The organism is Alteraurantiacibacter buctensis (assembly GCF_009827655.1).
Lineage (GTDB): Bacteria > Pseudomonadota > Alphaproteobacteria > Sphingomonadales > Sphingomonadaceae > Alteraurantiacibacter > Alteraurantiacibacter buctensis.
This window is the reverse complement of the sequence record NZ_WTYV01000003.1, coordinates 286311-299672: the sequence shown is the minus strand read 5'-3', so window position 1 is coordinate 299672 and position 13362 is coordinate 286311. Positions and strand designations below refer to the sequence as shown.

Below are 13362 nucleotides of genomic sequence, written 5' to 3'. Positions count from 1 at the left end.
CATGCCGCTGGTGGAAATCAACTTCGATGGCATCGTGGGCCCCAGCCACAACTATGCCGGCCTCAGCCTGGGCAACCTGGCGGCTACGAGGAACGCCGGGGCCCCCAGCTATCCGCGCTCGGCGGCCTTGCAGGGACTGGCCAAGATGCGCGGTAACCGCGGGCTGGGCCTGGCGCAGGGTTTCTTCGTCCCCCTGCCCCGTCCCAGCACCGGCTGGCTGGAGCAGCTTGCAGCCGACAGCGCCACCGATCCCGCACTGGTGGCGGGCGCCTGGTCGGCCAGCAGCATGTGGACCGCCAATGCCGCCACCGTCAGCCCCGCGCCCGATACGGCAGACGGGCGCTGCCACCTGTCGGTCGCCAACCTCGTCACCATGCCGCACCGCAGCCACGAATGGCCAGACACGCTGCGCCAGTTGCAACTGGCCTTTGCCGACAGGGCGCATTTCGCCGTGCACGGCCCGGTGCCGCCCACCTTCGGGGATGAAGGCGCGGCCAACCACATGCGGCTGTGCGGCGGGCACGGCGCACCGGGCGTGGAGGTGTTCGTCTATGGCCGCCCCGGTGGCCCCTTCCCCGCCCGCCAGAACGTGGAGGCCAGCCGCATCATCGCCCGCCGCCATGGCCTTGATCCCGCCCGCGTTTTGTTCATCGAACAGAGCCCCGAGGCGATTGCCGCCGGCGCCTTCCACAACGATGTGGTGGCCGTGGCCGACGGGCTGACGCTGTTCACCCACGAACAGGCCTTCGCCGATCCTGCGGCCGCCTGTGCCGCAATCCGCGCCGCCTGCCCGGGCGCGCAGATCGTGGAAGTGCCCGCCAGCGCGGTGCCGCTGGCAGAGGCGATCCGGTCCTACCTGTTCAACGCCCAGCTCCTCACCCTGCCCGGCGGGCAGCAGGCGCTGGTGGTACCCGGCGAATGCCGCGAGAGCGCGCCGGTCTGGAGTTACCTGCAGGACATGCTGTCAGGGAGCGGCCCGATCCGCCGGGTGGAAGTGGTGGACGTGCGCCAGTCGATGGCCAACGGCGGCGGCCCTGCCTGCCTGCGGCTGCGCGTGGTGGCCGATCCCGCCACGGTGGACCCGCGCTTCCTGCTGGACGAGCGGCGCGCCGATATGATCGAGCAGGTGGTGGCCCGATACTGGCCCGAACAGATCGATACGGCAGACGTGGGCAGCGAGGCGCTGGCCACCACGGTCATCGCGGCACGGGCGCGCTTGCTCGAAGCGCTGGACCTTTCCGCCCTTTCCTGAGTTTCCCCTAGACCTGTCGGATTGCCTTACACCCGGTCGGCGGTTAACCATCGGTAACCGCACGATTCTGCCACTGGCACGGGTTTTGCGGATGCAGGTGTTAAGGAAAAAAAGGGTTGGCAATGCTGCGCAAGGTCTCACGGCTGTTCACGATCAAGACGCGGGTTGAAGCCTTCCTGATCATCTATGCCCTGGCGCTGGGTGCCTGCACCCGCGGCGCGCATTACCTGGAACAGTTCCCCGGAACCGGCGGCTGGCTGCTGTTCCTGGCCTGCACCGGCGCGGTCTTCATCGCGGGCGCCAAGATCCTCGACTGCCTGAAGTACGAGCGGGCCGAGCGCGAAGCGGTGGCAGAGGGCTGAGCCCTGCCGAGCCCCCCGATCAAGCCCGGGGTGGCGAGATAGCAGGCGATTTGCCGCTGGTCTGCCTTCAGAACGAGCCGAGAAGGGTGAGTGGCGAGGACCGGCGCGCAGCGGTCTCATGGGCCGTGAGCACCGGAAACGCAGAGCGGTGGAATTCGCAACCCGGCATGGACGGAATTGCGGGCAAAGGAAGGTGGGGGATTCTGTTGCTAGGCTCCCCCGGGCCCCCGGAATCCGTTCTGTTGCCCGGTCGGTCCAACCGCGCTTAAGCTTTGTAACGTCTGGCCGTTAGGCCGTCATGTTACGCGGCAAGAGCGAGTGCTTCGTTGTCGTTGGCACTTGTGTGTTTTGAGCCTTTAACGGGTTACTCAGCCCGGGCGAAAACAGTGCTTTTCAACACACGTCGATCCTGGTTCGGCCCCGTCAACACCCCTGCGACAACAGGGCCCCGGTGCGTGCACCGGGTGGTGATGGTGGAGCCGCCGGGTACTGCCCCCGGGTCCGCTGTGCCTATTGCACACCGCAATTTATCGCCATAGCCGGCCGAAACCGGCAGGACCCATATAGGCGACCGATCCTGAATTGGAAGTGTATGCTTGGCCCCGAGCCCGTCATTGCGGGGCGGCAACCAGTGCCTGCACCCGCAATGACGAGATGGTTGCCCGCGCCTACTTTTTCAGCGCGTCGCGGATCTCGGCCAGCAGCTCCACCTCGGTCGGGCCGGCAGGCGCGGCGGGTGCCTCCTTCTTGGGCATCAGGCGGTTGGCCGCCTTCACGATCTGGAAGATCACGAAGGCCAGGATCAGGAAGTTGATGAAGGTGCTGATGAAATTGCCATAGGCCAGCACGTTGGCCCCGCCCTCGCGCGCGGCGGCCAGCGAGGTGCCGGGTGCCACTTCGCCGCTGAGCACCACGTAGAGGTTCGAGAAATCCATGTTGCCGAACACGCGGCCCACCAGCGGCATGATCAGGTCATCGGTCAGCGACTTGACGATGGTGCCGAAGGCCCCGCCGATGATCACGCCGACGGCCAGGTCCAGCACGTTGCCGCGATTGATGAACTCCTTGAACTCGGTAAGCATTCCCATCGTCTGTTCCTCCTCCTCGTCTAACCGGCTGAATTGCATGAAAGATGGTTAACGGCAAGCAGGGGCCGCAGTTCTTGAAAGCGGGTCCAGCCGTGCTATATCCGCAATACACCTGAGAGGATCAGGGATATTGGAGGACGAGAGCACAATGGTCACCCGCATTCCCCGCCTGGCGCTGGTCGCCGTTGCCAGCATGGCGCTGGCCGGTTGCGGCATCAATTCGGTGCCCAGCAAGGAGGAAGCCGCCAAGGCCCAGTGGGCCAACGTGGAGAACGCCCTGCAGCGCCGCAGCGACCTGATCCCCAACCTGGTCTCCGTGGTGCAGGCCGCCGCCATCTCCGAAGGCGATATTCTGGCCCGCGTGACCGAGGCGCGCGCCAGCGCCACCAGCATCAACATCACCACCGAAGACCTGTCGAACCCGGAGGAATTCCGCCGCTTCCAGGACTCGCAGAACCAGCTCACCCAGGCGCTGGGCCAGTTGCGCACCGTGGTGGAAAACTACCCCCAGCTCGCCAGCCAGCCGCGCTTTGGCGACCTGATGGTGGCGCTGGACGAGAGCAACAACCTGATCAGCACCGAGCGCAACCGCTACAACGAGATGGCGCGCGATTATAACACCGAGATCCGCACCTTCCCCGCCACCATCGCCGCCAACGTGATCTACGGCGCGGAGCCGCTGGAATACTTCGAGGCGGCCGAGGGTGCCGAGGAGAACCCGGAGGTCAACTTCGACGGGATCACCGGCGGCGCGGCCTCGGCCAATTGATCGCGCGACCATGATCCGCACCCTGGCCCCCACGCGGTGGCTGGCGGCCCTGGCAGCGCTGCTGATGGCGGCGCTGCTGGTCCTGCCGGCGCAGGCGCAGGACTATCCGCCGCGCCCGGAAGGCCCGGTCTATGACGGGGCGGACATGCTCTCCCCCGCCGTGGAGGCGCAGCTTGACCAGCGGCTGCGCGCCTACAATGCCGAGACGGGCCGCGCGCTGGTAGTGGCCACGGTGCCCAGCCTGAACGGACAGGTGATCGAGCCCTATGCCACCGGCCTGTTCACCGAATGGGGCATCGGCGGCGCGGCGCGCGACCAGGGCCTGCTGCTGCTGATCGCCCGCGATGACCGCAAGCTGCGGATCGAGGTCGGCTATGGCCTCCACCCCTATTTCGGCGGGATCATGGCTGGACGCGTGATCAACGATGTGATTACGCCCCGCTTCAAGGCGGGCGATTTCGACGGCGGCGTGACCAGCGGCATCGATGCCATCATGGAGCACCTCAACCGCAGCCCCGCCGATGCGGCCGCCGTGGCCGAGGCGGCGGAAGCCGCGCAGGCGAATGAACAGAGCGAGGGCGGTTTCCCCTTCGGCCTGCTGATCTGGCTGGGCTTCCTGTTCTTCTTCTTCATCCTGCCCGCCATGAGCGGGCGCGGCGGGCGGCGGCGCTACCGCGGCAGCGGAGGGGGCGATGCGGTGACCAACATCGTGCTGTGGGAGGCCGGAAAGGCGATCTCGCGCGGGCTGTCCGACAACGGCGGCGGCTGGGGTGGCGGCGGCTTCGGCGGTGGCGGGGGCGGCGGCTTCGGCGGCTTCGGCGGCGGCATGTCAGGGGGCGGTGGCGCCTCCGGGGGGTGGTGATGCTGGACCAGGACAGCCAGAGGATCGTGACCCAGGCAGTCGCGGCAGCCGAGCAGAATACCAGTGGCGAGATCGTGACCGTGCTGGCCGCGCAGTCTGACGGCTATGCCGACGTAGCCCTGTGGTGGTCGGTCGGGGTGGCCTTTACCGCCATGTCGTTCGTGGCCGTGTTCGCCGATTTCTACACCGGCCTGTGGGACGCGCTGTTCCATTCCGGCTGGTCGAGCGACTGGACGCCCGGCCAGGTGCTGACGCTGGTGCTGGCCGTGGGCGTGCTGAAATTCGCCGCCATGCAGGCGCTGCAATGGTGGAAGCCGCTGCGGCTGTTCCTGATCCCCCGCCCGATCAAGGCCGCCCGCGTGCGCAACGCCGCCGTGCGCCATTTCAAGGTGGGGGCGGAGCGGCGCACCCACGGGCGCACCGGGGTGCTGATCTACCTGTCGATGGACGAGCATCGGGCCGAAATCGTGGCTGACGAGGCCATCGCCGCGCAGGTTCCCGCCGAGGTATGGGGCGTGGCCATGGCCGACATGCTGGTGGAAATCCGCAAGGGGTGCGTGGCCGAAGGCATCGCCGCCGGGGTGCGTGACGTGGGGGCCGTGCTGGCCGAGAAATTCCCACGCGGGTCCGATGACGTGAACGAGTTGCCGGATCGCCTGATCGTCCTTTATGAGCTGTCGGCATGACAGTTGAAGACGCAGATGCGCCCGAAGAGACCATGTGGGCGGGCAAGTGGATTACCGCCCACCGGCGCGGCAAGTGGGAATACGTCTCCCGAGCGCGCGGCATCAAGGCGGCGGTGATCCTGGCACTGGACGGCGATCACGTGATCCTGGTTGAGCAATACCGCGTGCCCGTGGGCGGCCCGGTGCTGGAACTGCCGGCCGGGCTGGTGGGTGACGAGGACGGAACCGAGGGCGAAGCAGCGATCGATTCCGCGCAACGCGAGCTGATCGAGGAAACCGGCTATGCCGCCGCCCACTGGGAGGATTGCGGCGTGTTCCAGAGCTCGCCCGGCCTGACCGGCGAGACCTTCACCCTGCTGAAGGCCACGGACCTGACGAAGGTGGGCGAAGGCGGCGGCACGGAAGCCGAGAACATCGTGGTCCACCGCCTGCCGCTGGCGGGCTTTGCCGAGGCGCTGGCCCCGTTCCGCGCACGCGGCGTGGCGATGGATGTGCGCTTGCTGGCCGTGCTCGGCCCGCAGCTTCTGGGAGTATGACAGCATGAAGGTTGCCATTCTTGGCTCGGGCGCAATGGGCTGCCTGTTCGGCGCGGCCTTTCACCGGGCAGGCTGCGATGTCACGCTGGTGGACGTCAGCCAGCCGCATGTCGATGCGATCAACGCCTCCGGGCTGGAGCTGGACCTGCGCGGCGGGGTGGAGCATCTGCCCATCCCCGCCCGCCTGCCTGCCGATGCGGAAGGGCCGTTTGACCTGGTGGTGGTCTTCACCAAGACTTTCCATACCGAAGGCGCGTTGCAGGGGCTGGCCCATGCCATCGGGCCGGATACGCACCTGCTGTCCCTGCAGAACGGCCTGGGCAATGCCGAGAAGCTGGCCGGTTTCGTGCCCGACGCGCAGGTGATGGTGGGCGCATCCATGATGCCCAGCGATCTTGTCGGCCCCGGCAAGGTGCGCAGCCACGGTGATGGTCATTCCCGCCTGTACCCCGCCTTCGGGGGCAATCCGGCCAGGGCGGAAGCGGTGGCCGATGCGCTGACCCGCGGCGGGCTGGACACCCAGCTCGACCCCGCCATTCACGAGGCGATCTGGTCCAAGGTGATCTTCAACGCGGCGATGAACCCGCTGTGCGCCCTCACCCGCCGCACCCCCGGCTTCCTGGGCGCCAACCCGGAAGCCCGCGCCACCATCCGCGCCGTGGTGGAGGAAGGCGTCGCCGCCGCCCATGCCAACGGCCGCATGATCGACCCCGCGCCGATCCATGCCCTGACCGAAGTCTCCATGACCGACCACGCCGATCACGAAGCCTCCATGTTGCAAGACGTGAAGGCGGGCCGCCGCACCGAGGTGGATGCCATCAACGGCGCAATCGTGCTGGCGGCAGAGGCCAAGGGTCTGGCCGCGCCGGTCACGCGGACGCTGTGGCATCTGGTGAAGCTGGAAGAGGCGAAGTTGGGGTGAGGGTTTGGTGTGCGGGCGAAAGCTGACATCCCGCAAACGACCCCATTGCGGACCTGCATGCCAGGGCTATTCTTCCCGCATGAAACGAATGAGCGCCATCCTGATCATTTTGGCGAGCGCATTCAGTTGCACCACCTATCCACCCTCGTCCGGTCTGCGCCGCTACGCGGACCTTGAGGGACAGTTGGGTCAGAATGTAACCTTGGTGGGCTACTGGTCATCCCAACATGAGGCCACTGGCATCTACTTCGGCAATCGATGGTATCGGGATGCTCCAGAGCAATGCGTTTCGGTGGAACCCATCCTTCCCGCACAGCATCGCGATGCCGTGCGTGTCGCTGGGTTTTTGGAAAAGAGCGGCTGTGGCGACGAGCTGATCTGCCTTACAGTGTGCCAACCTTACGTCCTCAAAAACGCTCACATGATCCAGTAAAGCGCGCGTCCGCTTTTCACCCCCAATGCGGCCGTTCGCCAGCAAGTGACAATCACCCGTCACGGCACATCACCCTTTCCTACACCCGCCCGCCAGTCCATGCCCCTTCCCGCACCCACGCCTCCCGCAACGTGGCACACCTGCCCCGCGAAAGGTCACACATGCCACACCACTTTTCCGCAAATTCCGGCTTTATCCCAGCACCTTGCGCCAAAGGTCACACCAAACAAAAACGCCGTTCCACGTTCCACATCCACCCGTTTCAGCCGCTTTGTGATCCCGATCAAAGCCAGCCCCTTCCCTTTTGCCCCATGGCCGCATAACCAACCGGACAAACTCAACGAGAGGACTCGCGTCATGGCGGCCAACAACACCATCACCTTCTATGATCTGACCATGGCGCACGGGGCCACGACCAGTCCGTTCGTCTGGGCCACCAAGTATGCGTTGAAGCACAAGGGCTTCGATATCGACGTGGTGCCCGGCGGCTTCACCGGCATCCTTGAGCGGACCGGCGGCAAGACCGAGCGGCTGCCGGCCATCGTGGACGATGGCAAGTGGGTGCTGGATAGCTGGGGCATCGTCGAATACCTCGATGCCACCTACCCCGACCGGCCGATGCTGATCCCGCACGAGAGCGTGGCCGCGCTGACCAAGGCGCTCGATGCGTGGTGGTGGCCCACCGCCGTGGGGCCGTGGATGCGCTGCTTCTGCGCCGACTATCGCGACCTGTGCTTCGAGCATGACAAGGACTACGTCACCACCAGCCGCGAGAAGATGCTGGGGATGAAGCTGGAAGACATGCAGGCGGGCCGTGAGGAGCGGCTGCCGCAGATCTCCGCCGCGATCGAGCCGCTGCGCATGGCCCTGCGCGAACACCAGTGGCTGGGCGGGTCCAGCCCCAACTATGCGGACTACCGCATCCTTGGGCCGATCCTGTTCCTGGCATCGGTGGGCAAGGTCCCCTCGCTGGCCGAGGACGACCCCCTGCGCGACTGGATCGAGCGCTGCCGTGACCTGTTCGGCGGGCTTGGCCGCCATCCTGGCCTGATAAACCTCTATGGCCTGAAGGTGCCGGAAGGCGGGCCGGAACCCTACATGCGCGAAAGCTGGCGCGGCGGGATCTACAAGCGCAACACCGGCCCGGCATCCACCCGCGCCGAAACCGAACACATCACGAAGAAGGACTGACCGTTTGCGCGTACTGGTAACCCGCCGCTGGCCGGAAGCGGTCGAAGCCGCCCTGGCCGCGCGCTTTGACGTGACCTTCAACGATGGCGACAAGCCGCTGAGCCAGGACGACCTGGCGGCGGCGATGGGCGCATACGACGTGCTGTGTCCCACCGTGTCCGACCGGATCGACGCCGGCGTGATCGCCGGTGGAGACAGGGTGCGCCTGATCGCCAACTATGGCGTGGGCTTCGATCACATCGACCTGGCGGCAGCGCGGGCCAAGGGCATCGCGGTCACCAACACCCCCGGCGTGCTGACCGATGCCACGGCGGACATCGCCCTGACCCTGATCCTCATGGCCACCCGCCGCGCCGGGGAAGGCGAGCGCGAACTGCGCGCCGGCCAGTGGAGCGGCTGGCGGCCCACCCACCTCGTGGGGCAGGCGCTGAAGGGCAAGGTGCTGGGCTGCGTGGGCTTCGGCCGCATCGGCATCGCCACAGCGCGCCGCGCACACCACGGCTTCGGCATGAAGATCGCCTATTACGGGCGGCGGCCTTGCGAGGACGCCGTTGCAGCGGAACTTGGCGCAACCTTTCACCCTGATCTCAACAGCCTGTTGGCCACTTCTGACGTGGTTTCGCTGCACGCCCCCGGCGGTGCGGGCACGGCCAACATGATCGATGCAGGCGCCATCGCCGCGATGAAGCCGGGCGCCTACCTGATCAACACCGCGCGCGGCACGCTGGTGGACCACGCCGCGCTGGCCGCTGCCCTGCGTTCCGGTCACCTCGCCGGTGCGGGGCTAGACGTCTATCCCGCAGAGCCGCAGGTGCCCGCAGAACTGCTGGGGCTGGAGAACGTTGTCCTCCTCCCCCACCTGGGCAGCGCCAACCGCGAAACGCGCGAGGCGATGGGTTTCTGCGCCCTGGCCAACGTGGAAGCTTTCGTTGAAGGGGCGGACCTGCCAAACGCTGTTTGATGAACGACGATCCGGTTGCCGCGCTGATTGCCCAGCATCGCCTGCCCGGCACTTACCGGATGGTGGTGGACCGCTACTGGCGCCCGCTGGCGGACGAGATCGCCCGGCAGACCGACCGCAAGAATCCTGTGATCGTTGGCATCAATGGCGCGCAAGGCTCTGGCAAGTCTACGCTTTGCGCGTTCCTTGAAGTGCTGCTGGACGAGCACGGGTTGAAAGCCGCCACCCTTTCGCTGGATGATCTCTACCTCGGCAAGGCAGACCGGCAGCGGCTGGCAGAGCAGGTCCATCCGCTGTTCGCCACGCGCGGCGTGCCCGGCACCCATGCTCCCGCGCGGGGGCTGGCGATCTTCGACGACCTCGCGGCGGGCCGCAACCTGGCCCTGCCCCGCTTCGACAAGGGAACGGACGAGCCCCTGAACGTCACCGAACGCATCGAGGGGCCCGTTGACGTGCTGCTGTTCGAAGGCTGGTGCGTGGGATGCCCGCCGCAGGCCGACATGGACCTGCTGCAACCCGTCAACCGGCTGGAGCAGGGCGAGGATTCGGACGGTGTGTGGCGCAGCGTCGCCAACATCTGGCTGAAGGGTGACTATGCCGCTCTGTTTGCCCGGCTGGACCTGCTGGTCATGCTGGCCGTCGATGGTTTCGATGCGGTACTTGCCAACCGCCAGCGGCAGGAAGACCGGCTGCGCGCCACCCGCCCCGATGCACCGGGGCTGATGGACCAGGCCGCCCTCGCCCGCTTCTGCCAGCATTACGAACGGCTGACCCGGCACATGCTGGCCGCGCTGCCGGACCAGGCGGACATCGTGTTCCGCATTGGCCCCGACCAGACACCGCACGGACCCGTGAAGGGACTCGCGTCGGGCTGAATTTGATTCTAACGTTCGTGATAATGACGCCCGCCAAGAGGCGCATTGATTGGGTGGGGAGTTAGCATGATTGTGGGCCGCAAGACCCTGATTTTTGCCGCCGTGGCGCTGCTGCTGGCGGGCTGTGACGCGCAACCCGAATACGGTAACGTCACCGAGGAGCGCCTGCTCGCCGCCGCCGGGGATCCCGACAACTGGCTGAGCCACGGCCGCACCTATGCCGAGGACCGCTTCAGCCCGCTGGACGACATCACCACCGATAACGTGGGCCAGCTATCCCTCGCCTATGCGGTGGAGTTCGATACCAACCGCGGGCAGGAAGCCACTCCCATCGTAGTCGACGGCACGATGTACCTGTCCACCGCGTGGGACAAGGTTCTGGCCGTAAACGCCGCCACCGGCGAGGTGCTGTGGCGCTTCGATCCGCAAGTTGACGGGGCCAAGGGCGCCCATGCCTGTTGCGATGTGGTCAACCGCGGCGTGGCCGTGTGGGAAGGCAAGGTCTTCATCGGCACCATCGACGGGCGACTGATCGCGCTAGATGCCGCAGACGGCAGCAAGCTGTGGGACGTGGTAACGGTGGACCAGGCCAAGCCCTATACCATCACCGGCGCACCGCGCGTGGTGCGGGGCAAGGTGATCATCGGCAATTCCGGCGCGGAAATGGGCGTGCGCGGCTATGTCTCGGCCTACGATGCGGACAGCGGCGACATGGTGTGGCGCTTCTACACCGTGCCCGGCAACCCGGCAGACGGGCCGGACGGGGCCGCAAGCGACGAGATCATGGCCCGCATGGCGCAGAGCACCTGGAGCGGCGACTGGTGGGAGCTGGGCGGCGGCGGGACTGTGTGGGATTCGATCGTGTATGACGCGGATTTCGACCAGTTGCTGATAGGCGTGGGCAACGGCAGCCCCTGGAACCACCGGGTGCGCAGCGACGGGGTGGGCGACAACCTGTTCCTCACATCCATCCTGGCGCTCGATCCCGATACCGGGGCCTACAAGTGGCACTACCAGCTCAATCCCGGCGAGACATGGGACTATACCGCCACCCAGCAGATGACGCTGGCCGATCTCACTATCGACGGCCAGCCCCGCAAGGTGGTGATGCAGGCGCCGAAGAACGGGTTCTTCTATGTCATCGACCGCAGCAACGGAAAGCTGATCAGCGCCGAGGAGTTTACCGACCAGACCTGGGCCGAACGGATTGATCTGGCCACCGGCCGCCCCGTGGAAGTGCCCGAGGCGCGCTTTGCCGATGCCCCGTTCCTGATCACCCCCAGCGGCCTTGGTGCCCACGCCTGGCACCCGATGAGCTATTCGCCGCAGACGGGCCTCGTCTATATCCCCTCCATGCAGGTGCCCAGCGCCTATGCCGATGACAGCGATTTCGAACGCCACATCGGCCGCTGGAACACGGGCGTCTCGTTCCTGGCTCCGCCCGAAGGCATGGTGCCGGGCGCCACCCCGGAAGCGCGCCGCGCCTACCTGACCGCACGCACCAAGGGCCGGCTGGTGGCCTGGGACCCGGTGAACCAGCGTGAAGTATGGGGGATCGACCGCGACTGGCCGTGGAGCGGCGGCACGCTGGCGACCGGCGGCAACCTGGTGTTCCAGGGCACGGCCGATGGCACCTTCCATGCCTATGACGCGCGCGATGGGAAGGAGCTGTGGACCTTCCGGCAGGAGCGCGGGATCATGGCCGGGCCGATCACCTTCCGCGCCGACGGGGTGCAGTATGTGGCGGTGCTGGCCGGCTATGGCGGGTCGATGGGTATGGCCAGCCAGAGCGACCAGATGCGCCGTCCTGCCGCCAACGGCATGCTGCTGGTGTTCCGCATCGGCGGCACGGGCACGCTGCCCGAATTGCCGCCCTATGTGCCGCCGCCCTATGTCTCCACAGACGAACAGTTTACCCCTTCGCAGGTGGCCGAGGGGCAGGCGCAATACCTGGCGTTCTGCACCATTTGCCACAATGGCCCGGTCAACCCCAACCTGATGCGCAGCCCCGTGGCCACCAGTGCGCAGGCATGGAAGGCCGTGGTGGCTGGCGGCACCCTGGCCCAGCGCGGCATGATCAGCTTCAGCCCGTGGTTGAGCGACAGCCAGATCGAGGCCGTGCGCGCCTATGTCGTAACCGAAGCAGAACGCCGCGCGGCGGAGGAGAATTGATGACTGCGAAGACCGATGTCCTGATTGTCGGTGCGGGCCCGGTGGGAATGCTCACCGCCCTCACCCTAGCACAGGGCGGAGCCAGCGTGCGGGTGATCGAGCGTGAGCCCCACATCATCAACAGCCCCCGCGCCGCCGTCTATTTCCCCTCCACACTGGTGGTGCTGGAGGAACTGGGGATCCTGGACGATCTTGACGCGATCGGCTTTCGCAACCGCGCCTTTGGCACCCATGTCCCCGAATTCGGCTACAGCTCGGTGGTCATCACCCAGCCGGTGGAGGGCATCAAGTACGATTACCAGATCCACGTGGGCCAGCACGATGTTGCGCGCGTAGCCATGGAACACGCGCAGAAGCTGGGGGTGGAGGTGCTGTTCGGGCGCGAACTCCTCTCGTTCACCGATGGCGCAGACGGGGTAGTGGCGCAGGTCCACGGGCCGGACGGGGCGGAGACATTCGCCGCGAAGTGGCTGATCGGCTGCGATGGCGCGCGCAGCACCGTGCGCAAGTTGGCAGGCATCGAATTCGAGGGCCACACCTGGCCGGAGCGGTTCGTGGCCACCAACGTCAAATTCCCCTTCACCGAACTCGGCTACCAGCAGGCCAACTTCGTGTGCGACCCGGTGAACATGGCGGTGATTGCCCAGCTTGATACGCACGGGCTGTGGCGCTGCACCTACATGGAGGATTCCGCATTGCCGGAGGAAAGCTTCGAGGAGCGCATCCACCAGCGGTACGAGTGGTTCATGCAGGGACGCAAGGATTACCAGATCGTCTCCGCCAGCCCCTACATGCTGCACCAGCGGGCGGCGGAAACGCTGGTGAAAGGCCACGTGCTGCTGGCGGGCGATGCCGCCCACGCCACCAACCCGTGCGGTGGGCTGGGCCTTACCAGCGGGCTGTGGACCGGCGTGGTCCTGGCCGATGTGCTGGGCGCGGTGCTGCGTGGGGAAGAGGATGAAGGCATCCTGCAGCGGTTCAGCGATGAGCGGCGGCGGGTGTTCTGGGAAGTCGTCTCCCCCGCCGCCACCGAGAACAAGCGGATGTTGCAGGAAAAGGACCCGGAGCAGCGGCAGAAGGACCTGGGCTTCATCAAGGCGCTGGATAGCAATCCGGAAAGCGGCGCGCTGCTGATGCTGTTTGCCTACAAGGTGATCGGTGATGTGCTGCGGCCCGCCAGCCGCTGGGCCGATGCCGACCCCAGCGACCGGGTGGCGATCAACATCCGTGACCGCAAGGGCCAGATTCATTGA

At 66.5% G+C, this 13362-nt stretch carries 15 protein-coding genes and 1 other RNA gene; 13 read left to right on the top strand and 3 right to left on the bottom strand.

What is annotated here, in order from left to right:
* The first annotated feature begins 1 nt into the window (after window position 1).
* Both GRI99_RS10275 and GRI99_RS10270 read left to right on the top strand, forming a co-directional pair.
* Window positions 2-1252 (top strand): N-succinylarginine dihydrolase, encoded by a 1251-nt coding sequence (locus GRI99_RS10275; protein ID WP_160772019.1) that lies wholly within the window; start codon window positions 2-4, stop codon window positions 1250-1252.
* Window positions 1253-1374: 122 nt separating this feature from the next.
* Window positions 1375-1614 carry a hypothetical protein gene (locus GRI99_RS10270; RefSeq protein ID WP_160771947.1) on the top strand — a complete coding sequence of 80 codons (240 nt, stop codon included), beginning with the start codon at window positions 1375-1377 and terminating at the stop codon, window positions 1612-1614.
* A 228-nt stretch (window positions 1615-1842) separates the two neighbouring features.
* Here the strand turns inward: GRI99_RS10270 and ssrA are convergent.
* Window positions 1843-2206, bottom strand: a transfer-messenger RNA (tmRNA) gene (gene ssrA, locus GRI99_RS10265).
* 76 nt (window positions 2207-2282) lie between these two features.
* The gene (mscL, locus tag GRI99_RS10260; RefSeq protein ID WP_272917404.1) at window positions 2283-2702 is read right to left on the bottom strand and encodes a large conductance mechanosensitive channel protein MscL; all 420 of its coding nucleotides are present in this window, start codon (window positions 2700-2702) and stop codon (window positions 2283-2285) included.
* 148 nt (window positions 2703-2850) lie between these two features.
* On the opposite strand from mscL, the gene GRI99_RS10255 reads away from it, so the two are divergent.
* From GRI99_RS10255 to GRI99_RS10230, 6 genes are all read left to right on the top strand, one after another.
* The gene (locus tag GRI99_RS10255) at window positions 2851-3471 is read left to right on the top strand and encodes a LemA family protein (RefSeq protein WP_160771946.1); all 621 of its coding nucleotides are present in this window, start codon (window positions 2851-2853) and stop codon (window positions 3469-3471) included.
* Window positions 3472-3481: 10 nt separating this feature from the next.
* Window positions 3482-4333: a TPM domain-containing protein gene (locus GRI99_RS10250; RefSeq protein ID WP_202393031.1), complete on the top strand. Its 852-nt coding sequence runs from the start codon at window positions 3482-3484 to the stop codon at window positions 4331-4333.
* A complete protein-coding gene (locus GRI99_RS10245; protein ID WP_160771945.1) occupies window positions 4333-5019 on the top strand; it encodes a TPM domain-containing protein in 687 nt (228 codons plus the stop codon). Before GRI99_RS10250 ends, GRI99_RS10245 begins: the two co-directional genes overlap by 1 nt.
* Window positions 5016-5555, top strand: coding sequence for an NUDIX hydrolase (locus tag GRI99_RS10240; RefSeq protein ID WP_160771944.1), 540 nt, complete (start codon window positions 5016-5018; stop codon window positions 5553-5555). Before GRI99_RS10245 ends, GRI99_RS10240 begins: the two co-directional genes overlap by 4 nt.
* Window positions 5556-5559: 4 nt before the next feature.
* Entirely contained in the window at window positions 5560-6477 is a 918-nt protein-coding gene (locus GRI99_RS10235) for a ketopantoate reductase family protein (RefSeq protein ID WP_160771943.1), read from the top strand.
* Between the two features lie 88 nt (window positions 6478-6565).
* Window positions 6566-6910 (top strand): hypothetical protein, encoded by a 345-nt coding sequence (locus tag GRI99_RS10230; RefSeq protein ID WP_160771942.1) that lies wholly within the window; start codon window positions 6566-6568, stop codon window positions 6908-6910.
* 155 nt (window positions 6911-7065) lie between these two features.
* Here the strand turns inward: GRI99_RS10230 and GRI99_RS10225 are convergent, their stop codons facing one another.
* Window positions 7066-7278, bottom strand: coding sequence for a hypothetical protein (locus tag GRI99_RS10225; protein ID WP_160771941.1), 213 nt, complete (start codon window positions 7276-7278; stop codon window positions 7066-7068).
* Between GRI99_RS10225 and GRI99_RS10220 the strand changes: the two genes are divergently transcribed.
* The 5 genes from GRI99_RS10220 (at window position 7268) to GRI99_RS10200 (ending at window position 13362) form a co-directional block, all read left to right on the top strand.
* Window positions 7268-8101, top strand: a complete 834-nt coding sequence (locus GRI99_RS10220) for a beta-etherase (protein ID WP_160771940.1) — start codon at window positions 7268-7270, stop codon at window positions 8099-8101. The two genes, GRI99_RS10225 and GRI99_RS10220, sit on opposite strands and share 11 nt — an antisense overlap.
* Window positions 8102-8105: 4 nt before the next feature.
* Entirely contained in the window at window positions 8106-9062 is a 957-nt protein-coding gene (locus GRI99_RS10215; RefSeq protein ID WP_160771939.1) for a 2-hydroxyacid dehydrogenase, read from the top strand.
* On the top strand, window positions 9062-9937 hold the full coding sequence (locus tag GRI99_RS10210; RefSeq protein ID WP_160771938.1) for a kinase: 876 nt from the start codon (window positions 9062-9064) through the stop codon (window positions 9935-9937). The genes GRI99_RS10215 and GRI99_RS10210 overlap by 1 nt, the downstream gene beginning before the upstream one ends.
* 66 nt (window positions 9938-10003) lie before the next feature.
* Window positions 10004-12109: a PQQ-dependent dehydrogenase, methanol/ethanol family gene (locus GRI99_RS10205; protein WP_160771937.1), complete on the top strand. Its 2106-nt coding sequence runs from the start codon at window positions 10004-10006 to the stop codon at window positions 12107-12109.
* Window positions 12109-13362 carry an FAD-dependent oxidoreductase gene (locus tag GRI99_RS10200; protein ID WP_160771936.1) on the top strand — a complete coding sequence of 418 codons (1254 nt, stop codon included), beginning with the start codon at window positions 12109-12111 and terminating at the stop codon, window positions 13360-13362. The genes GRI99_RS10205 and GRI99_RS10200 overlap by 1 nt, the downstream gene beginning before the upstream one ends.

Coding starts and splice junctions, on each gene's coding strand:
- GRI99_RS10275 (WP_160772019.1), top strand. CDS start 2: ATGCCGCTGGTGGAAATCAACTTCGATGGCATCGTGGGCCCCAGCCAC.
- GRI99_RS10270 (WP_160771947.1), top strand. CDS start 1,375: ATGCTGCGCAAGGTCTCACGGCTGTTCACGATCAAGACGCGGGTTGAA.
- mscL (WP_272917404.1), bottom strand. CDS start 2,702: ATGGGAATGCTTACCGAGTTCAAGGAGTTCATCAATCGCGGCAACGTG.
- GRI99_RS10255 (WP_160771946.1), top strand. CDS start 2,851: ATGGTCACCCGCATTCCCCGCCTGGCGCTGGTCGCCGTTGCCAGCATG.
- GRI99_RS10250 (WP_202393031.1), top strand. CDS start 3,482: ATGATCCGCACCCTGGCCCCCACGCGGTGGCTGGCGGCCCTGGCAGCG.
- GRI99_RS10245 (WP_160771945.1), top strand. CDS start 4,333: ATGCTGGACCAGGACAGCCAGAGGATCGTGACCCAGGCAGTCGCGGCA.
- GRI99_RS10240 (WP_160771944.1), top strand. CDS start 5,016: ATGACAGTTGAAGACGCAGATGCGCCCGAAGAGACCATGTGGGCGGGC.
- GRI99_RS10235 (WP_160771943.1), top strand. CDS start 5,560: ATGAAGGTTGCCATTCTTGGCTCGGGCGCAATGGGCTGCCTGTTCGGC.
- GRI99_RS10230 (WP_160771942.1), top strand. CDS start 6,566: ATGAGCGCCATCCTGATCATTTTGGCGAGCGCATTCAGTTGCACCACC.
- GRI99_RS10220 (WP_160771940.1), top strand. CDS start 7,268: ATGGCGGCCAACAACACCATCACCTTCTATGATCTGACCATGGCGCAC.
- GRI99_RS10210 (WP_160771938.1), top strand. CDS start 9,062: ATGAACGACGATCCGGTTGCCGCGCTGATTGCCCAGCATCGCCTGCCC.
- GRI99_RS10205 (WP_160771937.1), top strand. CDS start 10,004: ATGATTGTGGGCCGCAAGACCCTGATTTTTGCCGCCGTGGCGCTGCTG.
- GRI99_RS10200 (WP_160771936.1), top strand. CDS start 12,109: ATGACTGCGAAGACCGATGTCCTGATTGTCGGTGCGGGCCCGGTGGGA.